Consider the following 26357-nt stretch of genomic DNA (forward strand, 5'->3'; position numbering starts at 1 on the left):
TTTCCGCCCGTCATGCCCGTTGCTCGTCTGACCTTTCTCAAAAGCCGGTTCGTTCTGCTGCGCCGCGCCATCGGCCTGATCGTCGACGCCGCCGGCGCGTGGACCGCGCTCTCGTTCGGCCTCCTCATCGCGCAGGGCCTCCTCCCGGCCGTGGCCGTGTATTGCACCAAGGTGCTCGTGGACCGCCTCGCGCATGCCGCGGGATCGGGCGACGGGCTCTGGAGCCTCGCGCTGCCCGCCCTCGGGCTCGGGGGCGCCCTCATCCTCACGCAGCTGCTGCAGGGCGTCGGGCGGTGGGTGCGCGCGGCGCAGGCGGAGTACGTGCAGGATCACGTCAAAGCCCTCGTGCACGAGCAGTCGGCCCGGGTGGACATGGCGTTCTACGAGTCGCCGGCGTATTACGACGAGATGGAGCGCGCCAACAGCCAGGCGGACAAACACTCCCTCTCGCTCCTCGAAAACCTCGGCAGCGTGGTGCAGCACGGCGTCACGCTCGTCGCCATCGCCGCGCTGATCATCCCCTACGGCTACTGGCTGCCGGCCCTCCTGGTCGCGAGCACGCTGCCGGCGCTCTGGGTGGTCGTCCGGCACAGCGCACTGCATCATGCCTGGTGGGCCCGGACCACCGAGCAGCGCCGGCACACGCAGTATTTCGACTGGATCCTCACGAGCCGCTACCACGCGCCGGAAGTGCGGCTTTTCGGGCTCAGCGAACACTTCCGCTCCCTCTACAACACGACGCGCGCCGCGCTGCGCCAGGACCAGCTCGATCTGCTCCGCCAACAGGGCGTGACCCAGGCCGGCGCCGGCTTCTTCGCCTTTCTGGTGACGGGAGGCGTCATGATCTGGATGGGATCCCGCGCGGTGCAGGGCGCGGCGTCGCTGGGCGATCTTGCGCTGTTCTACCAGGCGTTCCAGCAGGGCCAGGGCCTCGCCCGCACCCTGCTCGGCAACCTCGGACAGATCTACGCGAGCATCCAGTTTCTCGAACACCTCTTCGCCTTCCTCGACATCGAACCCGAACTCGCGCCGCCGGTCGCCCCGATGGCGCCCGCGACGCCGCCCTACGCCATCGAGATCGAGGACGTCGACTTCGCGTATCCCGGCAGCGAACGGCCGGCGCTGAAAGGCTTCTCGCTGTCGATCCCCGCCGGCCAGACGGTGGCGATCGTCGGACCCAACGGCGCGGGCAAAAGCACGCTCATCAGCCTGCTCTGCCGGTTCTATTCGCCGCAACGCGGTGTCATCCGGCTCAACGGCGTCGATCTCCAGGCGTGGGATCACCGGAAACTGCTCGACCAGATCACCGCCCTCTTCCAGTATTTCGTCAACTACGCCGGCACCCTCGCCGAAACCGTGGCGATGGGCGACCACGCCGCGACGATCGACATGAAGCGGGTCCGCAAGGCCTGCGAGGCCTCGGGCGTCACCGACATGCTCGACCGGCTGCCCGACGGCTACGACACCAAGCTCGACAAGCGCTTCAGCGGCGGCGTCGACCTCAGCGGCGGGCAGTGGCAGCGCGTCGCCCTCGCCCGCGCCTTCTTCCGCGAGGCCCCGATCCTCCTGCTCGACGAGCCCACGAGCTACCTCGACCCCTGGGCCGAGGCGCGCTGGCTCGACCGCTTCCTCGCGCTCGCCCGCGAACGCACGACGGTCATCGTCACGCACCGGCTCACGACGGCGATGCGGGCGGACAGGATTTTCGTGATGGAGGAAGGCCGGATCGTCGAGTCGGGCTCGCACGCGGAGCTGCTGATGCAGGGCGGCCTCTACGCGCACTCGTGGGAGGAGCAGACAGGATCGGGCCGCGCCGTCACCGCGCCGGCTTTACCGCTCGCATCGTAAACGGCGCGACGACACCGTCCTTCAGCCCCTGGATCAGGTGCTGGAATTTCGTCGCCATTTCGGGCCCCATATGCGTTTGCAGCCCGAGCGGCGGCGGGCCGGCCTCGCGGGCTCGCTGCAGCATCCGCTCGAAGAACGTCAGGGCAAAGGCCAGCCTGTTTTCGGTCGACCGGACCCCAAAGCCGGCGTCCCCCATGGCGCGCTCGTAGGCCTCCAGGTCGACCACATGGCTGATCGCCGGCGTCGACGCCCACGGCAGCGGAAGCGCAAGCTCCCCCTCGCCCGTCCGGCAGATTTCGTACACATCGAACCAGGCGCCCGGCTTCAGCAGGCGGAACGCCTCGCGGAAGAGCGCCTGCTTGTCGGGGATGTTCATCCCCACATGCAGCATGTAGGCCCCGTCGAACGACGCCTCCTCGAACGGGGTGTCGGTGGCGTCGCCGTGGGCCAGTTCCACCCGATCCTCCAGCCCGACCCACCGATTCAGCTCGCGGCCGGTCTCCACGAATTCGGCCGTCCGATCCACCCCGGCCACGCGGCAGCCATACGTGCGGGCCACGTACCGGGCCGGCCCGCCGAGTCCGCATCCGATATCGAGCAGCCGGTCCGCCGGCGCTATGGTCATCCCCTCGAAAAAAGCCACCGTCGCCTCACGGCCGCCGATGTGAAACTCATCGGCCGGCGCGAGGTCGTCCGCGCTGACGTTCTCGGGCGACAGGCCGAGGGCACGCAAGCCAGCCTCGATGGCCGAGAGCAGAGTTCCGGTGGTGTAGTGATCTTGCAGCGGTGCGTTCATGGCGGATGCGTATGACGTGGCATGTATGGGCGAGTCAGCGTCTCCCGTCCCTGCTCAATCTAGCCAGAAAAGTCGCTGTCGTGGCTCAATTCGACAAGGCCAAACCCGCCGGACATGCGATTTTACCCCTCGTGCGCCGGCGGGGCGAGTTCGAGCGCCAGCAACTGCCGGCCGGACACATCCCCGAAGCCCGCGCGGCGATAGACAATCTGCGCCGGCGTGTTGTCCGGCGCCACCTCGACGGTCATTGCACGGATGCCCTCCGCCTCGCACCAGCGCCGGACGACCTCCAGGGCCGCCGTCGCCAGGCCGCGTTTGCGGAAGGCCGGCGCCACGTACAGGTCGTCGAGGATCGCGGCGAGGCCGCCGAATTCCATGGCGAAACGGACCGTGATGACGAGGTAGCCGGCAGGCCATCCGTCCGCTTCAATGAGCCACGCTCGGCCCAGCCGTTCGTCGGCCAATAAGGCTCCGAAGGCCGCTCCTGCCACTGCACGATCCAGCCTGTAGTCTGACTCGGCATAAAACGCCTCCATCAGATCGAGCAGGGTGGGGATGTCGTCGGGATGGGCCGGCCGCACGGTTTAGCTCCTCTTTTGGGTATGGTCTTCCTCGCGAAAGCGGGGATCCATGCAAAGCCTAATGACTAGCTTGGATTCCCCATCGAGTTGGGGATGACCAGGGGGGTTGGGCTACGACTTCCCAACGTCTTACACAAAGAGCTCACTCCGTCACCCGCAGAATAATCCGCTTGTACCGGGTCAGCGAGGGACTCCCCACGTCGCTCACCTCGAGGATGATGTGCGCGACGCCTTCCTCGCAGGGGGCCTCCGTCCGCAGCCAGTTCGGCCGGCATACCGCCGTCGGCGTCACCGTCGCGCGCTGGGTTTCGGCGCCGGCGATCTCCACGTCCGCCATGCCCTGACCGGGCGTGGAGCCGGCCTCGGGGTACAGGTACCAGTGGTAGCTGAGCGGGTTCGCGTCGGGGTCGGAGGTGCCGCGCGCGTCCAGCTGCACGGGTTCACCCACGCGGGCGTCGATGTAGAGCGGAGCCGAGCCGAGGGCGGTGTTGACCACCACGGACGGCGGATGATTCGTCTGAAAAAACGGCTTGATCGTCCAGTCCATCCGCGCCGCAAAGTCGTTCTGGTACGCTTCGCGCCAGCGCCAGATCGTGGCGTGGTCGGAAATATGCGTCTGCCCGTCGACACCCACGACTTCGTCCTGCGAGGTGACGCGGGAGAACAGGTCGCCGCCCTGCGTCCAGATCGGGTGCGTTTCGCCATAGGGCTGCCGGTAGACGTAGCGCCCGCCCCAGCCGCCCCAGCTCGGGTTGCGGTAGCTGTTGAGGCCGTTGTTGGTCAGCCCCAGAAACGAGGGGGTATCGCCTTCCATGATGAAGGCAAAGCGGAGGTAATGCGCCCCGAGCGGCCCCTTGGCGCGGATGTTTTTCTCCAGCCAGGCGTTCGAGATGAGCGTCGAGTCCGCCCCGGCGCCGTTGCGGTAGTAGATGTCGCCGGCGATGCCGGTCCACGTCGCGTAATAATACTCGCCGGCGTCCGGCGACGAAGGCTCGACGATGTAGAACACCCCCGGAAATTCGCGGCGGATCCAGGGACCGGCGTCGTCCTGGTCGGATATCGAATAGACCCGCAGCTTGCGCACGAACCGCGCAACGTCCTCCGCCGACCGCGTGTCGCGCACGTGCAGCAGCGCCTGCGCGAGTGTGTTGGCGCCGCCCCAAACGCTGACCCACAGCGGCCGGTTGTCGGGCTTGTCGACGGCGCGAATGAGCGCCTCGGCGCCGGCGGACATCTTGTCCGGCCCGACGGCCGCCATCCCGTAGGCTGCCTGCCCGGCGAACACGACGGCGTCCAGATCGGCGGCCTGTGGCCAGCCCGAGATGTGGAGCAGCAGGTTGTCCCGCACCTCGGCGTAGGCGGCGATGATTTCATGGAGCGTATGCTCGTTCGTCTTGTCGCGCTGCCAGGTCGAGGTGGTGGCGACGAGGCCCTCGATGTCGATCTCGTTGGCATAGATCAGCAGGCGGACGAACGACATCTGGTCGTCGGGCTCGTTGCCGATGTCGGTCAGCACAAAGAGCCGCGGCCGGCCGGCGAAGCGGTCGATGCTGGCCGGATCGTAGGTCTGGGCGGGGGCCGGCATGGCGGCCAGGGCGAGGAGCGCCAGGAGGTAAAGCGTACGCCGGATCGTAAACTTGCGCATGGATGATCTCTGGGAATGGGATGTCACCCTCGAAACTACGCTGCGCGCGTCAAGCATCCAATCGCCGGCCGGCGCGCTGCCGGGCCCTTACGCCCACTCCGCACGGCGATCCCCCCACATCAAACGAAACCGATCCAGGCCCGAATGAGCTCGGAAAACGCGTCTTCCCGGGCCTGGATATCGGCAAGATCCCGAAACGTCACCGACGCCCGATCTTTCCCGAGCCACGTCAGCAGGCCGGCCGGATCGGCGATCGTGATGCCCGGCTGCTCGCGCACCCTGGCCCCGAGATGCAGGATGAGCTGCACGCCGGTCTTCGCCCGAAGATGCACCGTCGCGAACCACTCCGTCGTCCGGAAGCTCAGGGAATTCCATTTGACGCCGTCCGAGATCGACGCGTCGGCATCCAGGATGAGCCGGCGCAGCGCCAGGATGTCCGCCTTGCGGGGATGATCGAGTTGCGCCAGGAAGGCGTCGAGGCTTTCTGATTTCACCGTTCGGATAGCTTTTTGATCATACAGCACCTTTACGCCGCCACGCCGAACAGCGCGCCCACGCCGGCGGTCAGCGCCATCGCGAGCGCGCCCCAGAAGGTCACGCGCAACGCCGCGACCCCCATCGAGGCGCCGCCGGCGCCGCCTGAAACCGCGCCCAGCAAGGCCAACGACAGCAGCGAACTCAAACCCACCGCCCAGAGCAGCGCCGGCGCCGGGGATAGTGCGGCGACGAGGAGCGGCAGGGCCGCACCCACCGCGAACGTGCCGGCCGAGGCCAGCGCGGCCTGCACGGGTTTCGCCGTCAGCGTCTCGGAGATGCCGAGTTCGTCGCGCGCGTGCGCGCCGAGCGCGTCGTGCGCCATCAGCTGATCGGCCACCTGGCCCGCAAGCGCCGGGTCCAGGCCGCGCTCGACGTAGATCGCCGTCAACTCATCCCGCTCGAACACAGGATCCTCGGCCAGCTCGCGGCGCTCCTTGTCGAGATCGGCGCGCTCCGTATCGGCCTGCGAGCTCACGGAGACATATTCTCCCGCCGCCATCGACATCGCGCCCGCGACGAGGCCGGCGACGCCCGCGACGAGCACGCTCTCCGAAGAAGCATTCGACGCCGCAACGCCCAGCACGAGGCTGGCGGTCGAGACAATGCCGTCGTTCGCGCCGAGGACGGCGGCGCGCAGCCATCCGATGCGATGGGTTCGATGTCGTTCGAGGTGGGGCATGGATGCAGAGTCTGGTTGGGGTCCGATTATCTCACCCGGACAACCACCCGGCTGCGCACCTCGCCGCCGGCATCGAGCCGGAGCACATAGGCGCCGGCCGGCAAGGCCGACGCATCCAGCGACGCCTCGTAGATCCCTGGGGCCAGGAAGGCGTCGTGGAGCACGGCCACTTCGCGGCCGAGCAGGTCATACACCGCCAGCCGGGCGGGACCGAATGCCGCGTGGGCGAACCGGATCGTGGCCGCGTCGCGAAAGGGGTTCGGGTAACTTTCCGTCAGGGCCGGCCCCGCTGGCAGCGCATCCGAAAGCTGGATGGCGTCCGGAAGCTCGACGATACGCGCCATGGCGGCGTAGGCGTCGATCTTCCCGTAGCCGAACCGGGGATTCGGGGTGTCGCCGGTGAAGGCGTCGTCGCGGGCCGACTGCTGGAGGGTGGCGCGGGCATCGAGGGCGCTCAGCAGCGGGTCCGCCTGGAGCAGCAGCGCCACGATGCCGGCGGTCACCGGCGCCGCGGCCGTCACGCCGCGGTGGATGCCATACATCCCGCCGGCCCCGTCGTCCAGCACGACCCGGCTTCGGTCCGCCGCATACACCGAGCGGGGCGCATACGGCGCCACGAGCACATCCCCCGGTACGCCGACCGAGATCCCGTAGCGGCCGTCGACCGTCGGGCCAACGCCGCTGCCGGCCCAGAGGTCGCCGAGGTCACCCGCATCGCCCGCGTCGTGCGCGACGCCGTCGACATCGGTCCAGCCCTCCCGCAGCACGTAGGCGCCGGGGGTGATGCTGGTCTGGGAGCTGGCCATATCCCACACCGTGTAGCCCGGGACGGCCAGGGAGGCGAAGAAGTTGCCGGCGCCGTCCGAAAGCCGCGCGGGTTCGAGGAAGGCGTCGAACCGGCCGTCAAGACCGATGGTGCGGGTCAACCGGACCGTATAGTCGCCCGGGGTGGCGAAGTCGATCGCGATCTCCCGGCGCTGGCTGCCGGCTTCCCAGAAATCGACGTTCGCGCCGTTGTGGAAATAGGTGAAGCCGGCCTCCTGCCGTTCGTCCTGCTCACCGTTGTTCTGGGGAGCCGGGTACGGACCGAAGGTGCCGTCCGGCGCGACCACCGTGACGTCGAACCGGTCCCCACCGCTGTACCACAGTTCCAGGCGGAGCGCATCCGGCTCGCCCTTGTGGATGAGCAGGTCGACGGACGCGTCGCGGGGGACGAAGCCGGCCGCGTGGTTGGCCGTGCCGCCGGCGTCGCTGGAGCCGCTGACAAAGACGCGCCCGGGGAAGGCGTCCCCGAAGCGGGCGTCGACGGCGCGCGCCCAGGCGGTCGTCCCGTCGGGCACGCCGCCGATCCGGTCGATGTTGGCGAGCGCCACAAAGGGCAGCCCTTCTTCAGCGGCTTTCTGGATGACAAAATCCAGCGCCGCCTCGATGTCGCGCACGCCGGCCTCCGGCTCGGCGGGCTCGTCGCCATGCGCCGGCGCGCCGCCCACGAGTTTGACGACGATGAGTTCGGCATCGGGCGCCATGCCCGCATAGAGCCCGCCGCTCGCAAGTCCGTTGCCGGCCGCCAGACCGGCCGCCGCGGTGCCCTGCCCGCCCGCGTCGCGCGCGGCGAGCCGGACGCCCGAGGCGAGCGCTGCCTCGATCTGGGCGCGGGAGTAGATGGTGCCCAGGCCGAAAAGGTTTTCCGGCGCGCCGGCGCCGGCGTCGTCCGTCATGTCGTACAGATACAGGATGCGGCTGGTGCCGTCGGCGCGGCGGAAGTCGGGATGCGCGTAGTCGATGCCGCTGCCGAGCACGGCGACGATCACGCCCTGCCCGGTGTAGCCCATCGCATGGAGGCGGTCTACGCGGGTTTCCGAGCGCACCTTATCGTCGGCCCGCGCCGGCGCATACGTCAGCGTCAGGAGCACGACGAGGATGATAAACCGTTCGAACATACCGATCGCGGAAAGGCGGGCAACATGATGAGCGAGATGGCGGCAAACGGACCGCCCGCGTTGGAAGGCGTATCGGAAGATAGTACATTGCGCGATATAAACGCCTGCCGGTCAACGCGCCCTGCCCCCAACTTTCTCCGCAGCCTACCGTACGCACCGTCACCTCTTCTTTTGACACAACCATGAGCACACCCATGATGACGCGCCGCGAAGCCAAAGGCCTCCTCGCCAGTTTCAAGGATCGGAAACACGAAGAAGCCCGCTTTTATTTCCATCTGGCCGCGTTCTTCGCCGTGAACGTGTTCGCGATCACGCTCAACATCACGGAGGCCCAGAATGCCGGCCCGATCTTCCTTCCCCCGCTCGTCCTAACCGGAAGCCTCCTGTTCGCGCACGCGCGGCGCGTGTTCGGCTGGAAGGGCAAAAAGACGAAAGCCTGGGAAGAGCGGATGATCTACGAGTTGATGAATGGCGAGGAGATGCCGGAGGAGCAGTTCACGCTGATTCAGGCCATCGAAAAGCTCAAGTCGCCGGCGGGCGCCGGGCCCGTCAAGGAGACCGAGGCGTCCCAGCAGCTGCAGAAACGCATCGAACACCTGGAGGCGATCATCGCGAGCGAACAGTGGGATCAGTCGTCGATGGACGAACTCCGGGTAGATCCCCACGAGACCCGCCAGCGCACTGCCGTTCGGCCGTCCTGAGGCCCGCCGCGGCGATATTTCTGCGCGCCAGAAACTTCGCCAAAACGCCGTGTTAAACCCCCTCGATGAGCGACACGCACGCCGCTCGTCGCTGCGTCTTGCCGGCGCCTGCACAGGCCGGAGGTCGTCACATGGCATCACGGGTTTACGCGTCCCTCCTCCTCGCGCGCTCCACGGGAGCGTGCCTCCTCCTCGCGATCGTCGGGGTCGCCCTGCTCGGGTGCGCCGGTTACAGCTCCATGTACAGCTCCATGTACAGCTCCGCGTACAGCTCGGTCGCCGAGCCGCAGGGCGGGGCCGTTGCGCACGTGCACTCCCCCACCGCCCCCGTCGCCCACCCGACCTGGCGCCCCCTGCAGGACGACACGTCGTCCTCCGGGTCCGAAGAAAAGCGCGTCGAATCCACCTCCTACCGCACCCGGCCTGACCTGGCGTGGCATCCGTCGCTCGCGCAGCGCATCGCCCGTCTGACCGCCGCGCGCGCCAGCGACGACGCGCATGTCGGCCTCGTGGAAGCCGTCCTCTCGCTCCACCGTCTCCTGCACATCTACCGGATATAGCGGGCCGCCGCCGTCGTGCGGCCGGCCGATACCGTTCGCTCGCGCCTGTCCGGCGGTCACGACCTCCAATCCGTTCCTCAGCGCACCCCCACGGTTCGAGACAGGGGGCAGTCTGCGCTGTCCACGCCCCTCCCGGTTCCATTTTCTGCGCCTACGTATGTCAACCCTATCCCATTCCTCGCACGAAGCCTGGGGCTCGCGCATCGGCCTCATTCTGGCCATGGCCGGCAACGCGGTCGGCCTCGGCAACTTCCTCCGCTTCCCGACGCAGGCCGCCAACCACGGTGGCGGCTCGTTCATGATCACCTATTTCGTCGCGCTGCTGCTCCTCGGCATCCCGCTGATGTGGATCGAGTGGGGCGTGGGCCGGCATGCCGGCCGGTTTCGCAAGGGACATGTCCCGGGCATGTTCGCCGCGTTGTGGAAACATCCGGCGGCGAAATACCTCGGCGTGGTCGGGCTCGCCGTCCCGCTCCTCGTCCTGACCTACTACACCTACATCGAAAGCTGGACGCTCGCCTACACGTTTTTTTCGGTGACGAAAAGCTACTGGGGGCTGGAGACGCAGGAGGCGATGGTCGGCTTCCTGCATGGATTCCAGGCCTTCGGGACGACGGGCCTCGCCGGCATGTGGAAGCCGCTGGTGTTCTTCGGGATCACGCTGGGCGTCAACGTCTGGGTCGTGTCGAAGGGCATCGCCGGCGGCATCGAGCGGCTCGCCCGGATCGGCATGCCCATCCTGTTCGTTTTCGCGGCCATCCTGGCGGCGGTCGTGCTGTTCCTCCCGGCGCGCCCGGGCATCGGCGCGACGCCGGCGGACGGCCTGGCCTTCATCTACAACCCGGATCTCTCGGGCCTCGGCGACGCCGGCGTCTGGCTCGCCTCGGCGGGGCAGATCTTTTTCACGCTCTCCGTGGGCATGGGCACCCTCCAGGCCTACGCCTCCTACCTGAGCCGGAAGGACGACCTCATCCTCTCCGGACTGGCCACGGCGGCGACCAACGAGACGGCCGAAGTCATCCTCGGCGGGACGATCGCCATCCCCGCCGCAGTCGTATTCTTCGGGGTCACCGGGGTCACCCAGATCGCCGCCTCCGGCTCGTTCGACCTCGGCTTCGCCACCATGCCCGTCGTCTTCCAGCAGCTCCCGATGGGTCCGCTGCTCGGGTTCATGTGGTTCGGCCTGCTGTTTTTCGCCGGCATCACGTCGTCCGTCGCCATGGCCACTCCGGTGCTCGCCTTCTTCCGCGAGGAATTCGGTTTCAAGCGCGAACACGTGGCCTGGGGGCTCGGCGCCGTCGTCCTCGCCTTCGGGCTCTGCCACATCCGGTGGCTCGAATACGGCTTCCTGGATGAGTGGGATTACTGGGCCGGCACCTTCGGCCTGTCGCTCTTCGCCGTCATCGAGGTCGTGCTCTACATGTGGGTGTTCAAGCCCGACAACGCGTGGCGCGACCTCCACGAGGGTGCGGATGTGCGGCTGCCGGGCATCTTCAAGTTGATCATGACCTATGTCACGCCGGCCTACTTGATCGCCATTTTCCTGTGGTGGGGCATCACCGAGGCGTGGCCCATCCTGTCGCTCGCCAGGGACCCCAACGGCGCCCCGTACGCGCCCGAGGCGATGCCCTACGTGACGGCCTCGCGCGCCCTGCTCGTCGCCATCGTCCTGGTTTTCCTCCTCCTGATCCGCGTCGCCTGGCGGCGCCATCGCTACGACGACCGCGCCGGCTTCCGTGAAGCGGAAGAAGCGCCTGTCGTGCAGCACCCTGCCCCCCTGAACGAGGTATCGCCATGACCCTGCCCTCCTTCGCCTTCATGTTCCTGAGCTGGATGCTCGTGATCGCCCTGACGGTCTGGTCTTTCGGGAAGATCTTCCGGAAGCGAAAGGTCTGAGCCCATCGGATTCAACGAGGACATCCATGCCAATCGACGCGGTAGTAACCGCCGTAATCCTTGCCGTGATGGTGGCCGGACTCCTGCGCGAGTGGCTCCGCACCGAGTTCATGATGCTGGCGAGCGTGGGGCTCCTGCTGCTTGCCGGCGTGCTCACGCCGGAAACGGCGTTCGCCGGCTTCTCCAACGCGGCCTGCATCACCATCGCGTCGCTACTCGTCATCGCCGCCGGCGTGCAGCACACCGAGGCGTTGAGCGTGGTCGATCGCTTCCTGCCCGAAAAACGCGGCAGCGGCTTTACGCTCACGCTCCGCCTGATGCTCCCCGTCGCCCTGCTGTCGTCCGTCGTGAACAACACGCCGCTCGTGGCGATGCTCATCCCCGCCCTCCAGCGCTGGACGGCGAAGATGCAGATCCCGGCCTCGCGCGTGCTGCTGCCGCTGTCGTACGCGGCGGTGCTCGGGGGGACGATCACGCTGATGGGGACGTCCACCAACCTCGTCATCTCGGGGCTGTACCTCGAGGCGACGGGCGCCCCGCTGTCGTTTTTCGATCAGACGGGCGTCGGCCTCCCGGTGGCGCTGGTCGCCATCCTCTATTTCGCGCTGATCGGCCATCGCTTCCTGCCGGACACGGTGCGTTCCGAGGGCGCGTTCGCCTTTACGGAGGAGCGGACGGAAGAATACCAGTTCGACGTGCGCCTCCCCGGCGACTCGGTGCTGGATGGCAAGACCATCGAGGAGGCCGGCCTCCGCGCGCTCGGCGACGCCTTCCTGAGCCACATCCATCGGGATGGCCACCTGATCGGCATGGTGTCGCCGGCCGAGCCGCTGCGAGCCGGCGACGTGCTGACGTTCGTGGGCCGGCACGCCGCGCTGGATCGCCTCCTCCAGATGCCGGGCATCGGCCGCGCGATCCCGCGTGTCGACGACGCGCACGATGCACAGCTCCCGCTGTTCGAGGCGGTCATCGCCGCCTCGTCATCCCTCGTCGGCAAAACGATCCGCGACGTGCAGTTCAGGGACCGGTTCCAGGGGGTGGTCCTGGCCATCTTCCGGAAAAACGAACGCGTGCTCGCATCCCTTGGCCGCATCGAGCTGCGCCCGGGCGACCTGCTCCTCATCGAGGCGCTGCCGGGGTTCGACCGGCGCTCGAACCTGCTGCGGGACGACTTCTACCTGGTGGCGCCCTGCCGGCGGGAGAAAAAAAAGCCCCCTCGCGAGAAGGCCTCGCTGGCCCTGGCGCTCTTCGCGGGGATGGTCGTCACCGCAGCGCTGGGCTGGCTCCCGCTGGTGACGGCCGCGTTCCTGGCCGCGCTGATGATGATGCTCACCGGATGCGTCCCGCTCGCCGAGTTGCGGTACCGGATCGACACCGGGCTGATCCTGATGATCGGCGCCTCGCTGGCCGTCGGCGAGGCCGTCCGGTCGTCCGGTCTCGGGGCGATGGCGGCCGAAGGCGTCGTCGCGCTCACCGCCGGCCAGAGCGCGTTCTGGTCCCTCTGCATCCTCTACGGCGCCACCATGATCCTCACGGAGCTGCTGTCCAACAATGCCGTGGGGGCGTTGATGCTGCCCGTAGCGATGGACGTGGCGCACCGGGTCGACGCGGACCCGCTGCCCTTCGCGGTCGCCATCGCCCTCGCGGCGTCCCTCGCGTTCGCGACGCCGTTCGGGTACCAGACCAACCTGATGGTGATGTCCGCCGGCGGATACCGGACGAAGGACTACCTGCGGTCCGGCCTCCCCCTCAACGCCATCACCATGACCACGGCGCTCGGCATGATCTGGTGGATCTGGCTGCGATAAAACGCGCGCCTCCCTGCGTCCGTAGCGATCCACCGCGTGAAGGGTTGGGATTCAGTCGGCCGTCCGTGGGCCACGAGGACGGGCCGGCTCGTGAACCGATCGCCGAGACGGTGAGCCGCCGACATGTGGCGCGAAGCTAGAGCAGGCGAAAGATCGGGAGAGCAACGTGGCCTCGTCGACAAGAAATCTCACGGTCGGACCGATCTCAAAGTCCACGCCTGCTGACATTGCGAGCCCGTGGTTGTATGTTCTGGAACCCCTTTCCCAAGTCGTCCGACGACCATGCATCGGTTTCTCTCGCTATCGCTCCCGATCCTGCTCGCCCTCAGCCTGGCCGCCTGCCGCGGCGATCTGCCGCGCGACGTCGCGCGGGCGTATTCGGACGCCCCGGAGCGCGTCGACTTCAACTTCGACGTCCGCCCCATCCTGTCGGACCGGTGCTACAAGTGCCATGGGCCCGACGAGGCCGCGCGCGAGGCGGATCTGCGGCTGGATATCGAGGAGGGCGCGCTGGCGACGCGCCTCGACTCTGGAGGCTACGCCATCGTCCCGGGCAGCCTCCCCGAAAGCGTCCTCGTCCAGCGTATCCTGTCCGACGACCCGGACGCGATGATGCCGCCGCCGGAGTCGAACCTGGTCCTCTCGGCCCAGGACAAGGCCGTTCTCGTCAAATGGATCGAACAGGGGGCGGAATGGAAGCCGCACTGGGCGTTCATCCCGCCCGTCAAGGCCCCCCTGCCGCCCACCCGCCGACGCGCGCAGTCCGATAATCCGATCGACCGTTTCATCGACGCGCGGCTCGAACGCGAACGCATCGAGCCGGCTCCCCCGGCGCCCCGCGAAACCCTCCTCCGCCGCGTCACGCTCGACCTCACCGGGCTGCCGCCCACGCTCGAAGACCTGGACGCCTTCCTCGCCGACGACGCACCCGACGCCTACGAGCGCGTCGTGGACCGCCTCCTGGCCTCGCCGGCGTACGGCGAACGCTGGACGTGGGACTGGCTCGACGCCGCCCGCTACGCCGACACCAACGGATTCCAGGGGGACCCCACGCGGACCATGTGGCCCTGGCGCGATTGGGTCGTGCGCGCCATCAACAGCAACATGCCCTACGACCGGTTCACTGTCGAACAGCTCGCCGGCGACCTGCTACCCGATGCCGGCGTCGAAGCCGTGCTCGCCACGGGATTCAACCGGAATCACATGTACAACGGCGAGGGCGGTCGCATCCCGGAAGAAACGCGCGTCGAAAACGTCTTCGACCGCGTGGAGACGCTCGGCACCGTCTGGCTGGGCCTCACCGTCACCTGCGCCCGCTGCCACGACCACAAGTTCGACCCGCTGACGCAGAAAGAGTACTATCAGTTCTACGACTACTTCAACCAGACCTCCGAGGAAGGCGGCTACGCACACGGCAAGGTCGAGCCCGTGCTCGACCTCAGCACCCCCGAGGATCTGGCGCGCATCGAGGAGCTTCAGGCGGTCGTCGATGCCGAAGCCCGGCGCGTCGCGGCGACCGAACTCGGCCTCTTCCCCCGCCCCGCCGGCCAGACGGCCGCCGACTCCCCTAACGCCTCGGGCCTGATCGGGGAAAACGTCGACGCCCTCAAGCTCACGCCGGAGAAGCGCAGCAGCTACTACCTCGGCCTGCTCATCGCGGCGTTCAAGGAGCGCGAACCGGCCTATGCCGCGCAGCTGGGCCGCCTCCGCGACGCGGTCAACGCCCGCGACCGCCAGAACAACGCCAACGTGCGCGTGATGGTGATGGACAGCCGGCCGGAGCCCCGGACGACGGCCATCCTCGAGCGCGGCGTGTACAACAAGCCCGGCGAAACCGTGTCGCGCGACGTGCCGGCGTTCCTGCCCGCGCTCGCCGGCGACGCCGCGAACGACCGGCTCGCGCTCGCCCGGTGGCTCGTCCGCCCCGAACACCCGCTCACGGCGCGGGTCACTGTGAACCGTTTCTGGCAGGCCTTCTTCGGCGTCGGACTCGTCAAGACCGCCGAAGATTTCGGCGTGCAGGGCGAAAAGCCGTCACATCCGGAGTTGCTCGACTGGCTGGCGGTGGACTTCGTCGAGTCGGGCTGGGACGTCAAGGCGCTCCACCGGAAGATCGTCCTGAGCGAGGCCTACCGGCGCGCGTCGGTCGTCGATCCGGCCCTCCACGAACGCGACCCGGAAAACCGGCTGCTGGCGCGCGGACCGCGCTTCCGAATGCCGTCGTGGATGCTGCGCGACCAGGCGCTGGCCGTCGCAGGGCTGCTCGCCGACTCCCTCGGCGGACCGCCGGTCTACCCCTATCAGCCGGAAGGCATCTGGGAGGAAGCCACCTTCGGACAGCGCACCTACGTCCAGGATCACGGGGAGGCCCTCTATCGCCGCACCCTCTATACCTTCTGGCGCCGCATCGTCGGCCCGACCATGCTGTTCGACACGTCGGCCCGGCAGACGTGTACGGTCAACGTATCGCGCACGAACACACCGCTCCACGCCCTGACCACGCTCAACGACATCACCTACGTCGAGGCCGCGCGCGTCATGGGCGAACGGGTGATGACGATGGCATCCACCGACGCCGAGCGGATCGATCTCGCGTTCCGCCTCGCCACCGCCCGCTACCCGACGGATGCCGAACGGGCCATCCTCGCCGGCCGGCTCGCCGCCCTGCGCGAACAGTTCGATGCCGAACCCGGCGCGGCCGAGCAGCTCCTGGCCGTGGGCGAACACCCGCGCAACGAGGCCCTCGACGCCCGTGAAGCCGCCAGTTATGCCGGCCTCGCCACCCTGATCCTGAACCTCGACGAAACGCTGACAAAGCAGTAGGTTAGTATGGGGGAGTACGCCTCAACGTGCCCAATCTCCCACACCCCCATACCGCCAATCTCCCAAACCCCATACTCCCAATCTCCTAAACCGCCATGAATCCCATCCGCGAGATGCACGCGACGATCACGCGTCGCCAGTTCTTTGGCCGGTTTTCCGCCGGCATCGGCGCCGCAGCCCTGGGCTCGTTGCTCGCCGGCAGCGGCGGCGCCCCCGGCGCGGCCCTGCCCGACCTCCCCCACTTCGCTCCGCGAGCCAAACGCGTCATCTACCTCTTCCAGAACGGCGCCCCCTCGCACGTCGACCTCTTCGACTACAAGCCCGCGCTGAAGCAGTGGCACGGCACGCAGATCCCCGACTCACTGACCGACGGCAAGCGCTTCAGCACCATGACCGGCGGGCAGACGGACCGGCCCGTGCTCTCCCCCATCACCAACTTCGCCCAACACGGCCAGAGCGGCGCCTGGGTGTCCGATTTCCTCCCCCGCATCGCGGAGATCTCGGACGACCTGTGCTTCGTGAAGTCGATGCACACCGAGGCTGTCAACCATGCGCCGGCCATCACCTTTCTGCTCACCGGCGCCGAAATCCCCGGCCGGCCCAGCATGGGCTCGTGGCTGACGTACGGACTCGGCAGCGACACCCAGGACCTGCCGGCGTTTGTGGTGATGACCTCGCGCGACAAGGAGGCCAGCTGCGGACAGATCTTTTACGACTACTACTGGGGCAGCGGCTTCCTTCCCACCCGGTTCCAGGGCGTCAAATTCCGGGGCAGCGGCGACCCCGTGCTCTATCTGTCTAACCCGGACGGGATGAGCACGTCCATGCGCCGCGGCATCCTCGACGACCTGGCGCAACTCAACGAACTCAACCTCGACGCCTACGGCGACCCCGAGATCGCCACACGCATCGCCCAGTACGAGATGGCGTACCGGATGCAGGCCAGCGTGCCCGAGCTGACGGATCTCTCAACCGAGCCGGCGCACGTGCTCGAGATGTACGGGCCCGACGTCCACCGCCAGGGCAGCTATGCCTACAACTGCCTCATGGCCCGCCGGCTCGCCGAGCGCGGCGTCCGCTTCGTCCAGGTGATGCACGCCGGCTGGGATCAGCACCGGAATCTGAACCACCAACTCAAGATCCAGTGCCAGGATACCGACGCCCCGAGCGCGGCGCTGATCAAGGACCTCAAACAGCGCGGCCTGCTGGACGACACCCTCGTGATCTGGGGCGGCGAGTTCGGCCGTACGCCGTTTCTCCAGGGCAAGATCGAAGACTACGACGTCTGGGGCCGCGACCACCATCCGTACGCCTTTACGGTGTTCATGGCCGGCGGAGGCGTACGCCCCGGCATGAGCTATGGCGCCACGGACGAGTTCGGGTTCAACGCGACGGAGGACAGGGTGCACATCCACGACCTCCAGGCCACGGTGCTCCATCTGCTGGGCATCGACCACGAGCGCCTGACGTATCGCCACCAGGGCCGGCGGTTCAGGCTGACGGACGTGCACGGCAAGGTGGTGGCGCCGCTCCTCGCGTGAGGCGCGCGCCGGGCCGGGCCGCAGGGCCTTGATGCCCCCCTGCCTCCACGCGGTTTCCCCTGTTTATACCGGTTCGGGGCGGGCGATCTGCAGGGCGCTGATTTCTTCCGCCGGATAGCTCAGGCCGTAGGCGACCGAGAGGCGGTGATAATACGCCGGCGCGAGACGGGGCGCGTCGAGGTCGGCCGGCGGAGCCAGCGTAAACAGCCGGAACGCCCCCACGCCGGCGAAGGCCCGCCACCGATCGCTCACCTCGCGCACCGCCTGCTGGTACACCGGCAGCGTGCATCCGCCGCCGCACATGAAGATCGGCAGCCCTTCCTTCCAGCTCCGCTGGTGCATCGCCTTCTGCTTCCACAACATCGAGAGCTGGGCATGCAGCGCCTGGCGGCAGCGTTCGGCCATGTCGCCGTCCGGATGTTCGGGCGCGCTCACGAGGGTCCGCAGCTGACCCGACAGATACGGGCGCACGCTGCGGGGCACCGGCTGCCCGGGGTCCTCCATCTTCCGCATCGCCATCTGGAGGCGGACGAAGGTCTCGTTCTCGAGCGGCTTGCCCTCAAGCGCGCTGAGGAGATACCGAATCCGGTTCCGGTGCAGGTTCTGGACGCCGAAATGGCTGACCTGGGTGCCGTAACACGCAAACCGTTCCGCGCCCTCCGGGTCGAACAGCGCGAAACCCGCGAGGTCGACGGTCATCGCCCCGATATCCATCAGCACCCGGAGGCCGGAACGCGCCCGGGTTTCGTGGGAGTACCCCACCACCTGCGCGGCGATCTCCGGGAGCACATCCACCTGCTCGCAATCGAGACCGGGCAGCGCATGCCCTGTCACCACGTCGCGCCACACGTACCGCGCCGTCTCGACGCGCAGGGGGCCCGGCTGCGTGGACAGATGCCAGGCCGCCTGGACGATGGTGAACAGCCGTTCCACGAGGCTTTCGTTGCCGAAGTCTTCCGCCGGCATGCCCAGGTTGATGCTCCACCGAAGCCGGCAACTGCGGAAGGTGGCGGCCTGCTCGCGGAGGAACCACGTACGCGCGCGGCGGATCACGCCGGCGAGGTAGACCACCGCGAGCGCGCCGTTTTCGTCGGCGGATTCTCCGGTGTCGGCCAGGCGGAAGAGCTCCATCTTGAGCCCCCCCAGGTTTTGCCCTCCGGAACGCCGGCGATGGAACGCCCGGCCGCGATCGTCCAGATGCAGGAGCGATGGCAGCAGAAAGGCGTCGATGCCCAGCGCGGCGTCGTCGAAACGCACGGCAAAGGCGCGGCCGGCGGTCCGGAGCACCACCTTCGTGAAGGAGGTCCCCCAGTCGATGCCCATCGTAATCGGAAGGAGGTAAGAGCTCACCGCACCGCCCGGAAACTGGGTCGCGTGCGTGGGCGCTGGCATCAGCAGATCGCCACGAATAGACATGTCGTTGGTGCTCCCCGGCGCAAAGAGAAGACGTGATACGCCGGCGACTACTTGAAAGGGATATGCAAAGCCGGGGAGCTGTTGGCGGGCAACGGCGTGCGCCGTTGCATGTCGGTTAGTACGCGCTTACCTACGGACGGTTCTTGACGGAAAATTACACCGCTTCGGAGCGCCATACCGCGCTGCGCGGTCGCAGGGCAAGGTTTGTGCCGGCGGAGAATGTTGATGAAGTTCAAGGTTTGAGGTTCAAGGTTCAATGGCTTGTACTCCTTGAACCTCGAACCTTGAACCTCGAACTCCCCCTCCCCTTACTCCGTCCGATGATAGTACCCGTCGAACCAGGTCGACCACGTGGCGCCGTTGTCGAGCGACTGCTCGAAAAGCTGGCGGACGAGCTGGGCGTTGAGCGGGATCCAGGTGCCGCGCAGGAGGGAGCGGTTGCCGGCCGCATCGATCAGCTCGCCCGAGAGCTTCATCGCGCCGTGCTCGACGCCCCCGGCGAGATAGATCACCGAACCGCCCTGATCCACCCAGACCTGGCGCCACCGGCCGTCCGTCGGATCCACATAGTTCATGCTTTTGCCCGTCGTCCCGCGGGCGGCCGTCCAGTTTTCGAGCAGTAAACAGCCATTTTCCGTCTTCTCGATCCGATTGGTGCCGGCCTTGTTGCCGTTCGCCAGCATCACATCCCACGAGCCGACCCAGAAGTCGAACGCCCGGTAGGGATCGTCGGCCGCGGCGCACGGCGGCGGGGGCTGGACGTTCTGCGCCGCGGAAGGCGCCGTCATCGCGACGAGCGGGAGGACGAGAAGCAACAGGCGGGGAGTCGGAAATCGCATGATGGGATGCCGTGATGGGGGTCAGAAAAGGTGTTTGATACGGCCGCCGTCGACGGCCAGCCCGATGCCGGTAATGTACGCCGCCGGCTTGCTAACGAGAAATGCCGCGACGGCGGCAAATTCCTGCGGCGTGCCGAGCCGCTTCAGCGCGTTGGCCTCGGCCCAGGAGGCTTCGATGGCATCCCGGGTTTGCCCGGTGCGCTGCTGGATGGCGTCCGCCAGTTCGCCCAGTCGGTCCGTTTGTGTATAGCCCGGCAGGATCGTGTTGACCGTGATGCCGGCCGGACCTAGCTCCTCCGAGAGGCTCTTCGCGAAGCCCTGCACGCCGGCACGCGCCGTGTTCGAGAGGTACAGGTTCGGGATGGGCTGCCTGGCGGACACCGAAGTGATCATCAGGATGCGGGCGAGCGGATCGGGCGCGGCGGCGGCCGCGCGCAGATGCGGCAGCGCATGCCGGCACAGGTTGATCGTCCCGAGGAGATTGAGTTCGAGCGCCTCGCGCCACTGGTTCGCGTCGAAGTCGTCGATGTAACCGGCCGGCGGGCCGCCGGCGTTGGCGATCAGGATGTGGAGCCCCCCGAACGCCTCGGCCACCGCCGCGACGGCGCGCGCGATCTGGGTTTCGTCCCGCACGTCGCAGACCAGCGGGAGCACCTCGGCGCCCTGCGCGCGCAACCGGGCGGCTGCCTCGTCGATGCGCGCGCGGTCCCTGGAGCCGATCGCCACCCGGCATCCCTCGCGCGCCAGCGCCTCCGCCGTGGCGAAACCGAGTCCGCCGCTCGCGCCAGAGACCAGCGCTACCCTGCCCATCAAGCCCAGGTCCATGATTCTTAGTGTATAATTCGTTTGATTTCAGGCCCTTCAGGCCAGAAGTTAAGGCCCTGTGCGATCACATGCACACTCCACATCGTTTAGCGTTTTCCGGCATATGTCTACCCCGCGTTCGAGCATCAAGACGCATCAGGCGCCCGCCGCCATCGGACCATACAGCCAGGCCATTCTGTCTGGCGATACCCTGTATTGCTCCGGGCAAATCGCGATCGATCCGGAAAGCGGCGCCATGATCACCGACTCCGTCGAGAATGAAGCGGAACGCGTGCTCGAAAACCTCGGCGCCGTGCTGAAGGCAGCCAACATGTCGTACCACAACGTCGTGCGGTGCACGGTGTATCTGACCGACATGAACGACTACGCGCTGGTCAACGAAGTGTATGCGCGGTATTTCGATGAGATGGCGCCGGCTCGCGAGGCCGTATGCGTTACCGCCCTGCCCCGCGGCGCGCGCGTCGAGATCTCCTGCGTGGCGGTGCGCTGAGGCGCGCTAGATCCCTTCGACGTCGACCTCGATCGTCAGGGTCACGAAGAGCAGATATTCGTCCTCCACATCTTTCTGGCCCACCAGGGATAACACGCCTTGAAAGGGGCCTCCCTGGACGTAAGACGTGATCGATCGGCCGGACAGCACGCTCATGCTCGCGTTCTTGTCTGCCGGCGGATCAGCGAGCGTGGCGATGGCGTCCGGCCCGTCCTGATTCGACTGCAACGCCAGTTCGAGATCCGACAGCACCGCCAGATTTTCCTGAAACGGCGTCGTGATCCGTATACGCGCCCCCGTGACCCGCGCCGCCACCACGTCGGACCGCGTGTACTGGTTGTCGTTCAGAAAGCTCTCCAGATTGACGGACGACTCGGCCGTGACTTCCCGGGAGATGCCCTGCTGGGTGTTGGAAAACCGGAAGCTCAGTTCCGCGGTCGCGGGCTGCAGGGTGATGACCCCGGTTTCTTCCAGTGTATCGCAGCCGCCAAGCAGGATGAGGCAAACGCCGAGCGTCGCCACATACATGCGCCGGATGAGGCTCATGGGCTTCAGTAGATGATGAGGCTTTGCACGGGCACGCGGCGTTGCGCAAACGCGTCGCGTCCTCTGAGGGCCTCGAGTTCGACCAGGAACGACATCCCTGCGACGTCCCCGCCGGCCTGCTCGATGAGTTCGATCGCCGCGAGCGCCGTGCCTCCCGTGGCGATGACGTCATCGTGGATCAGGACGCGGTCCGACGGTGCGCAGGCGTCCACATGGACTTCCAGGGCGTCGGATCCGTACTCCAGCGAGTAGTAGGCGACGTGGGTGTCGAAAGGGAGTTTTCCCTTTTTACGGATGGGAATGAAGCCGGCTCCCAGTTCGCGGGCGAGGGCCGCGCCCAGGATGAACCCGCGGGCCTCCATGGCAGCGACTTTGGTGATGCCGGCGGACGCATAGGGCTCGGCGAGCAACTGCACGGCCCGGCCCAAAAGGTGAGGGTCGGACAGGATCGGCGTGATGTCCCGAAACAGGATGCCCGGCGTCGGGAAGTCCGGTACGGTGCGCACCGCCTCACGCAGTGCGGAGAGGGAAGGCATGCTGTGGGGGCTGTGGAGGGGTCAGCGCGTCGTGGCGAGTTCGAGACCCTTTTCGTATTCCGCCTTGTAGTCGCGCACGGCGCGGTAGATCGCGCTCGCCAGATAATCCTGGCCCTGCTCGCTGTTGAGGTAGGCGGCCTCGAAGCGGTTCGTCACATAGCCCATCTCGACGAGAATGGCCGGCATCGAGGCGGCCCACAGGACGATGAAGCCGGCCTGTTTGACGCCGCGGCTGGGCCGGCGGGCGCGTTCGACGAATTCCTGATTGACCTTGGCCGCCAGCTTTTCGCTCATGCGCATGTTCGCGCTCAGCGCCAGCGACCGCAGGATGCTGTTCTGGAAAAAGTCGACGTAATGATCCTGGTTGTCTTCCAGCTTGACCACGCTGTTTTCGCGCTCGATCACATCCCGCGCTTCGTCGGTCTTGTGCATCCCGAGGAAATAGGTCTCGGTCCCCCGCACCTGCGGCTTTTTGGGGAAGGCATTCGCATGGATCGAGATAAAGAGCTTGGCTCCGGCCTGGTTGGCGATCTTGCCGCGCTCATGAAGTTCGATGAACCGGTCGTCCGTGCGGGTATAGACGACGTTCACGTGCAGCAATTCTTCCAGATAACGCCCGAGCTTGAGCGCTACGGCCAGGTTGAGGTCTTTTTCGCGCACGCCGTTCGCCGAGGCGCCGGGATCGTGGCCACCATGGCCGGCGTCGATCACGATGGTGTCCAGCTGCCACCGTTCACCGGACATGGACGCCGACTTCGGGCGCACCGGGATCGGCGTATCGTTGGCCGCGGAAGGATTTACGTTCGTGGACCGGGCAGGGGTCGCCGACGGCTCCGGCGCCGCGCCCAGCCGGGCGGAGGACGACGGCTGGCCGGCCGTATTGATGTCGGCGGCGACGGCTTCCGTGTGCCGGGCCAGCATGGAAAGCCCCACCAGCAGGTCGCTCGTGCGGTTGTCCGGGTAAGCGGCAGCCTCCACCGTGACCTGATCCTCGATGTTGAAACGGAACAGGAGGTGACCGTTGCGCTCCTCTACCGACACGTCGCGGATCGGGAGAAACGGGTTGTCCAGCTTGTAATCCGCGGCCAGCGCCGCGTTAAAGAGAATGATCTCGAGCGCGTGCTCGTTGCTCATGCGCGGTTCGCTGTACGCGCTGATGGGCTGATCCGTATGCAGACGGATGACCATGCCCTGCCCGTCCGACCGCGTGGCGAACGAAACACGGCGGATGACGGTGTCGGCCTGGACAGGCATGGCGGCAAGAGCCAGGCAAGCCAGCGCCAGGGTATAGCGGATCGTCGAATGGAATCGGTTGAACATTGCTGCGTTCAAGTGCAAATCGCAAGAAAACGAGGTTACTCGCTGTTTTCTTTCGTTACAAGGAACTCGACCGCGAGAAATGCCGGCCATTCTTCCTTGTATCAGCAGGTAGGTAACAAAAATAAGCACCAGCTCCCCACGATGCATGCGCCATCAGCGCAATCGACCTGCGCTCTTCAGACCATGCCCGCGTGCGACGGCCCACCTACGTGCTATCCTCCGCTCTAACTTAAAGTAAAACTTCAGGTTTCACAAGAGATGCACTTGGGAAATCAGGTTCAAGGTAGCAGGTTTAAGGTTCAGGAAATGGCGCGTCGCCTTAAACCTTAAACCTGCTACCTGGACCCCCCTCCCCCTCACTTCAACAGGACGACGCTCCGTGTATCCGTAAAACCCGCGCCGGTAACCCGGATCAGGTAGGTGCCGCTGCGCCAGGCGCCGGCCTCGAGCGCGAACTCGTGCGTCACGCCCCCCGTCATCACGCCCTGATAGAGTTGCGCGATGCGCCGGCCGAGCATGTCGTATACATCCACCCGCACATCCTGCGTTTCCCGGATGTTCAACGAAAAGTGGGCCGTGGGGTTAAACGGGTTCGGATACACGGCCGAAAGCGCGTGGGTTTCGGGCAGCGCCGGCTCCCCGTCCTCCGTCGACACATACGACACGTTTACGCTCCACCGCCCGAGATGCGACGAGGCGAACCCGCCGGCCACCCTGAACGCGCCGCCTACGTAGAGGTCGGCGCCGTTGACGGCCATCGCCGCGGGCGACCCGTCGATGCCCGACGCAAGCGCTTCCCACGCGCCGCCGGCGTAGGAGGCCAGCCCCGCCACCGCGACCGGCGGACCCACCGGGCGATTCGCCCCCTCGAAACTACCGCCGACGATAACCGCCCCGTCCGAGGCCACGGCAAGCGACGTCACGCAGCACCCGGTCACCCCGTTGCTCTGCGCGCCGCCGAGAAACACCCACTGGGCGCCGTCCCACCCGACGACATACCCCGCCACCAGGTTGTTGGTCACACTCGTAAAGTCGCCGCCGGCGTACAGCATGCCGGCGTCGTCCACGGCCAGCGTGCGTACGGTGTTATCGATCAGGGCGTCCGCCGAGAGTCCTTCCCAGGCCGAGCCCGTCCACCGCGCCAGATGGGCCGCATTCGCCGCGCCATCCGCCGCCGTGAACGCGCCGCCGGCGTAGAGCGTCCCGTCCGACGCGACGGCGAGGGCGAGCACATCGGCATCCATCCCCACACTCATCCCGTTCCAGGCCGCGCCGTCCCAGCGGGCCACGTAATTGAGCACCATCTGTCCGGGCCCGTTGTAACCGAAGGCGCCACCCGCGACGAGCCCGCCGTCGGCATCGATGGCGAGCGCATAGACGGTATCATCGAGCCCCTCCCCGAGCGCCGACCACGCGCTGCCGTTCCACGCGGCGATGTTGAACGCTTCGAGCGCCGCGCCACCGGGTTGAATCACGCTGGTGAATTCGCCGCCGACATACACGGTGCCGTCGCCACCGACCGCCACGGCCCGGACAACCCCATCCACGCCGCCGCCGACGGCGGACCAGGTATCGCCATCCATTGACCCACCCGAGAAGCGACCGCTCCCGCATAAGAAAGGCGCCGCCGGCGTACAGGCCACCGCCGGCCGCATCGTAGGCCAGCGCGTGCACCTCGCTGTCCGAGGCCTCGCCCCCGGCCGTATCCCAGCCTCCGTTCCGCCATATGCCGAACCCGTTGGCGATCTTCCCGTCGATATAATACACATCGCCGCCGACGAGCAGCGCGCCATCCGACGCGAGCAGCAGCGTGCTGACTTCATCGAACGGGTCGTCGCCGGCGCCGGTGCCGAGGGGCGACCAGGCGTCGTTCCAGAGCGCCACGTGGTTGAGCGTCATCCCGCCGCCCGGCGTGCGCGTGAAGAGGCCGCCGGCGTACACCCGATCCTGATCGTCGATGACGAGCGCGCGCACATCCGTGTTGAGGCCGCCCGCAAGCAGGTCCCACCCGGTGGATTCCCATCGCGCGATCCGGCCGACGCTCGCCAGCGAGGCGTCGGGCTGCGTCACCTGGGTCATCGTGCCGCCTACATAGATGCGGTCCTGACTGTCGATCGCCATGGCGTAGACCGCGCCGTTGTGCGGCGCGCCGATGGCTGCCCAGGTCGCGCCGTCCCACTTGAAGATGCCGCCCGCCAGGCTCGCGCCGGCGGCATAGAGGTCGCCGGCCGAGTCGAATGCAAAGGCCTGCACCGAAACCGAGCTGAACGTGCCGAGCCCGTCGCCGACGGGCGAAAGGTCGTTGCCGTCCCAGACGGCCACCTTGCCGAGGTCGAACTCGCCCTGGCCGTCCTGTGAGAAGATGCCTCCGATGTAGACCGAGCCGTTCGCTGCGCCAGCCAGCGCGAACACCTCGTCGTTTACGCCGGATCCCAGCGATTCCCAGCGGACACCGTCCCACACGGCGAGGTTGTTCGCCTCGATCACGACGCCGTCGGACTGCGTCGCGGCTTCGAACGAACCGCCGGCATACAGACGCCCGTCATTCCCGAAAAAAAGCGCATTGACCGCATCAGCCGACGACTGGCCAACGCCCTTGCCCAGCGCGCTCCAGCGGGTGCCGTCCCACATGGCGACATTCTTCGCCGGCAACCCGCCGGCGCGGTTGAAGGAACCGGCGACATAGACGTGCCCGGCGGCGTCCATGGCCATCGCGTAAATGGCGCCGTCGACGCCGTATCCCTGAAAACGGTCGTCCCAGCGCGGTACACCCCCCTGGGCGAAGCCGGCCGAGACAAAGAGGCCGGACAGGATCCAGCACGACAGAACCGAGGCGATACGCCGGCTGCGGCGCGCGCCGGCACGCCATAGCGCGGTAACGTGAATCATCATACAAACATGGGATGGGGTGGATGAGTGCATGCGCCAGCCGGCAAGAATCCGCGACCGACGCGCCGAGTGGGGCGCGCATCCGTCCCGCCAATGCTGTGCCAGAACCGGCGCAAAAAAAGAAGCGAGGCGCCCGGTAAC

22 protein-coding genes are annotated in these 26357 nt (G+C 67.1%); 8 read left to right on the forward strand and 14 right to left on the reverse strand.

The genetic code is table 11. The features are described 5' to 3' along the window. Positions 1–12 precede the first annotated feature (12 nt). Complete coding sequence (locus R2834_12115) at positions 13–1848, forward strand: ABC transporter ATP-binding protein (GenBank protein MEZ4701071.1); 1836 nt, start codon at positions 13–15, stop codon at positions 1846–1848. On the opposite strand, the gene R2834_12120 is transcribed toward R2834_12115, so the two are convergent. The 6 genes from R2834_12120 to R2834_12145 form a co-directional block, all read right to left on the reverse strand. Further along, complete coding sequence (locus R2834_12120; protein ID MEZ4701072.1) at positions 1817–2644, reverse strand: class I SAM-dependent methyltransferase; 828 nt, start codon at positions 2642–2644, stop codon at positions 1817–1819. The genes R2834_12115 and R2834_12120 overlap by 32 nt on opposite strands. A 122-nt stretch (positions 2645–2766) precedes the next feature. After that, entirely contained in the window at positions 2767–3225 is a 459-nt protein-coding gene (locus R2834_12125) for a GNAT family N-acetyltransferase (protein ID MEZ4701073.1), read from the reverse strand. 142 nt (positions 3226–3367) lie between these two features. Beyond that, positions 3368–4870: a DUF1593 domain-containing protein gene (locus R2834_12130; protein MEZ4701074.1), complete on the reverse strand. Its 1503-nt coding sequence runs from the start codon at positions 4868–4870 to the stop codon at positions 3368–3370. Between the two features lie 119 nt (positions 4871–4989). Next, positions 4990–5364, reverse strand: a complete 375-nt coding sequence (locus R2834_12135) for a DUF1801 domain-containing protein (protein ID MEZ4701075.1) — start codon at positions 5362–5364, stop codon at positions 4990–4992. A 32-nt stretch (positions 5365–5396) separates the two neighbouring features. Next, positions 5397–6086 (reverse strand): VIT family protein, encoded by a 690-nt coding sequence (locus R2834_12140; protein MEZ4701076.1) that lies wholly within the window; start codon positions 6084–6086, stop codon positions 5397–5399. Positions 6087–6112: 26 nt separating this feature from the next. Continuing rightward, positions 6113–8026, reverse strand: coding sequence for a S8 family serine peptidase (locus R2834_12145; protein ID MEZ4701077.1), 1914 nt, complete (start codon positions 8024–8026; stop codon positions 6113–6115). 182 nt (positions 8027–8208) lie between these two features. Between R2834_12145 and R2834_12150 the strand changes: the two genes are divergently transcribed. The 6 genes from R2834_12150 (at position 8209) to R2834_12175 (ending at position 17355) form a co-directional block, all read left to right on the forward strand. Next, positions 8209–8727, forward strand: a complete 519-nt coding sequence (locus R2834_12150) for a 2TM domain-containing protein (GenBank protein MEZ4701078.1) — start codon at positions 8209–8211, stop codon at positions 8725–8727. A 131-nt stretch (positions 8728–8858) separates the two neighbouring features. Then, entirely contained in the window at positions 8859–9287 is a 429-nt protein-coding gene (locus R2834_12155; GenBank protein MEZ4701079.1) for a hypothetical protein, read from the forward strand. Between the two features lie 157 nt (positions 9288–9444). Then, positions 9445–11085, forward strand: a complete 1641-nt coding sequence (locus tag R2834_12160; GenBank protein ID MEZ4701080.1) for a hypothetical protein — start codon at positions 9445–9447, stop codon at positions 11083–11085. 124 nt (positions 11086–11209) lie between these two features. Next, positions 11210–12991, forward strand: a complete 1782-nt coding sequence (locus R2834_12165; protein ID MEZ4701081.1) for an SLC13 family permease — start codon at positions 11210–11212, stop codon at positions 12989–12991. 282 nt (positions 12992–13273) lie between these two features. After that, positions 13274–15814 carry a PSD1 and planctomycete cytochrome C domain-containing protein gene (locus tag R2834_12170; GenBank protein MEZ4701082.1) on the forward strand — a complete coding sequence of 847 codons (2541 nt, stop codon included), beginning with the start codon at positions 13274–13276 and terminating at the stop codon, positions 15812–15814. A gap of 95 nt (positions 15815–15909) precedes the next feature. Then, positions 15910–17355 (forward strand): DUF1501 domain-containing protein, encoded by a 1446-nt coding sequence (locus tag R2834_12175; GenBank protein MEZ4701083.1) that lies wholly within the window; start codon positions 15910–15912, stop codon positions 17353–17355. Positions 17356–17418: 63 nt separating this feature from the next. Here R2834_12175 and R2834_12180 read toward each other — a convergent pair whose 3' ends face one another. The 3 genes from R2834_12180 to R2834_12190 all read right to left on the reverse strand — a co-directional run bounded on the left by R2834_12180 (position 17419) and on the right by R2834_12190 (position 20435). Then, complete coding sequence (locus R2834_12180) at positions 17419–18771, reverse strand: hypothetical protein (GenBank protein MEZ4701084.1); 1353 nt, start codon at positions 18769–18771, stop codon at positions 17419–17421. Positions 18772–19079: 308 nt separating this feature from the next. Next, a complete protein-coding gene (locus R2834_12185) occupies positions 19080–19610 on the reverse strand; it encodes a hypothetical protein (protein MEZ4701085.1) in 531 nt (176 codons plus the stop codon). A 21-nt stretch (positions 19611–19631) separates the two neighbouring features. After that, positions 19632–20435 carry an SDR family oxidoreductase gene (locus R2834_12190; GenBank protein ID MEZ4701086.1) on the reverse strand — a complete coding sequence of 268 codons (804 nt, stop codon included), beginning with the start codon at positions 20433–20435 and terminating at the stop codon, positions 19632–19634. Between the two features lie 103 nt (positions 20436–20538). On the opposite strand from R2834_12190, the gene R2834_12195 reads away from it, so the two are divergent. Next, positions 20539–20925: a RidA family protein gene (locus tag R2834_12195; GenBank protein MEZ4701087.1), complete on the forward strand. Its 387-nt coding sequence runs from the start codon at positions 20539–20541 to the stop codon at positions 20923–20925. A 6-nt stretch (positions 20926–20931) separates the two neighbouring features. Here R2834_12195 and R2834_12200 read toward each other — a convergent pair whose 3' ends face one another. The 5 genes from R2834_12200 to R2834_12220 all read right to left on the reverse strand — a co-directional run bounded on the left by R2834_12200 (position 20932) and on the right by R2834_12220 (position 26219). Continuing rightward, positions 20932–21471, reverse strand: a complete 540-nt coding sequence (locus R2834_12200; GenBank protein MEZ4701088.1) for a hypothetical protein — start codon at positions 21469–21471, stop codon at positions 20932–20934. Between the two features lie 5 nt (positions 21472–21476). Next, the gene (locus R2834_12205) at positions 21477–22007 is read right to left on the reverse strand and encodes an adenine phosphoribosyltransferase (protein MEZ4701089.1); all 531 of its coding nucleotides are present in this window, start codon (positions 22005–22007) and stop codon (positions 21477–21479) included. Between the two features lie 21 nt (positions 22008–22028). Then, positions 22029–23327 (reverse strand): N-acetylmuramoyl-L-alanine amidase, encoded by a 1299-nt coding sequence (locus R2834_12210; protein ID MEZ4701090.1) that lies wholly within the window; start codon positions 23325–23327, stop codon positions 22029–22031. 356 nt (positions 23328–23683) lie between these two features. Further along, positions 23684–24802: a T9SS type A sorting domain-containing protein gene (locus R2834_12215; GenBank protein MEZ4701091.1), complete on the reverse strand. Its 1119-nt coding sequence runs from the start codon at positions 24800–24802 to the stop codon at positions 23684–23686. Continuing rightward, a complete protein-coding gene (locus R2834_12220; GenBank protein ID MEZ4701092.1) occupies positions 24711–26219 on the reverse strand; it encodes a hypothetical protein in 1509 nt (502 codons plus the stop codon). The genes R2834_12215 and R2834_12220 overlap by 92 nt, the downstream gene beginning before the upstream one ends. Positions 26220–26357 lie beyond the last annotated feature (138 nt).

This window comes from Rhodothermales bacterium, from assembly GCA_041391505.1.
Taxonomy (GTDB): domain Bacteria; phylum Bacteroidota; class Rhodothermia; order Rhodothermales; family JAHQVL01; genus JAWKNW01.

What these genes read in the sequence shown, in the direction of transcription:
- R2834_12150 (MEZ4701078.1), top strand. Translation starts at nt 8,209, where the DNA reads ATGAGCACACCCATGATGACGCGCCGCGAAGCCAAAGGCCTCCTCGCC.
- R2834_12140 (MEZ4701076.1), bottom strand. Translation starts at nt 6,086, where the DNA reads ATGCCCCACCTCGAACGACATCGAACCCATCGCATCGGATGGCTGCGC.
- R2834_12205 (MEZ4701089.1), bottom strand. Translation starts at nt 22,007, where the DNA reads ATGCCTTCCCTCTCCGCACTGCGTGAGGCGGTGCGCACCGTACCGGAC.
- R2834_12220 (MEZ4701092.1), bottom strand. Translation starts at nt 26,219, where the DNA reads ATGATGATTCACGTTACCGCGCTATGGCGTGCCGGCGCGCGCCGCAGC.
- R2834_12165 (MEZ4701081.1), top strand. Translation starts at nt 11,210, where the DNA reads ATGCCAATCGACGCGGTAGTAACCGCCGTAATCCTTGCCGTGATGGTG.
- R2834_12175 (MEZ4701083.1), top strand. Translation starts at nt 15,910, where the DNA reads ATGAATCCCATCCGCGAGATGCACGCGACGATCACGCGTCGCCAGTTC.
- R2834_12200 (MEZ4701088.1), bottom strand. Translation starts at nt 21,471, where the DNA reads ATGAGCCTCATCCGGCGCATGTATGTGGCGACGCTCGGCGTTTGCCTC.
- R2834_12180 (MEZ4701084.1), bottom strand. Translation starts at nt 18,771, where the DNA reads ATGTCTATTCGTGGCGATCTGCTGATGCCAGCGCCCACGCACGCGACC.
- R2834_12120 (MEZ4701072.1), bottom strand. Translation starts at nt 2,644, where the DNA reads ATGAACGCACCGCTGCAAGATCACTACACCACCGGAACTCTGCTCTCG.
- R2834_12170 (MEZ4701082.1), top strand. Translation starts at nt 13,274, where the DNA reads ATGCATCGGTTTCTCTCGCTATCGCTCCCGATCCTGCTCGCCCTCAGC.
- R2834_12210 (MEZ4701090.1), bottom strand. Translation starts at nt 23,327, where the DNA reads ATGTTCAACCGATTCCATTCGACGATCCGCTATACCCTGGCGCTGGCT.
- R2834_12115 (MEZ4701071.1), top strand. Translation starts at nt 13, where the DNA reads ATGCCCGTTGCTCGTCTGACCTTTCTCAAAAGCCGGTTCGTTCTGCTG.
- R2834_12190 (MEZ4701086.1), bottom strand. Translation starts at nt 20,435, where the DNA reads ATGGACCTGGGCTTGATGGGCAGGGTAGCGCTGGTCTCTGGCGCGAGC.
- R2834_12155 (MEZ4701079.1), top strand. Translation starts at nt 8,859, where the DNA reads ATGGCATCACGGGTTTACGCGTCCCTCCTCCTCGCGCGCTCCACGGGA.
- R2834_12185 (MEZ4701085.1), bottom strand. Translation starts at nt 19,610, where the DNA reads ATGCGATTTCCGACTCCCCGCCTGTTGCTTCTCGTCCTCCCGCTCGTC.
- R2834_12195 (MEZ4701087.1), top strand. Translation starts at nt 20,539, where the DNA reads ATGTCTACCCCGCGTTCGAGCATCAAGACGCATCAGGCGCCCGCCGCC.
- R2834_12160 (MEZ4701080.1), top strand. Translation starts at nt 9,445, where the DNA reads ATGTCAACCCTATCCCATTCCTCGCACGAAGCCTGGGGCTCGCGCATC.
- R2834_12130 (MEZ4701074.1), bottom strand. Translation starts at nt 4,870, where the DNA reads ATGCGCAAGTTTACGATCCGGCGTACGCTTTACCTCCTGGCGCTCCTC.
- R2834_12145 (MEZ4701077.1), bottom strand. Translation starts at nt 8,026, where the DNA reads ATGTTCGAACGGTTTATCATCCTCGTCGTGCTCCTGACGCTGACGTAT.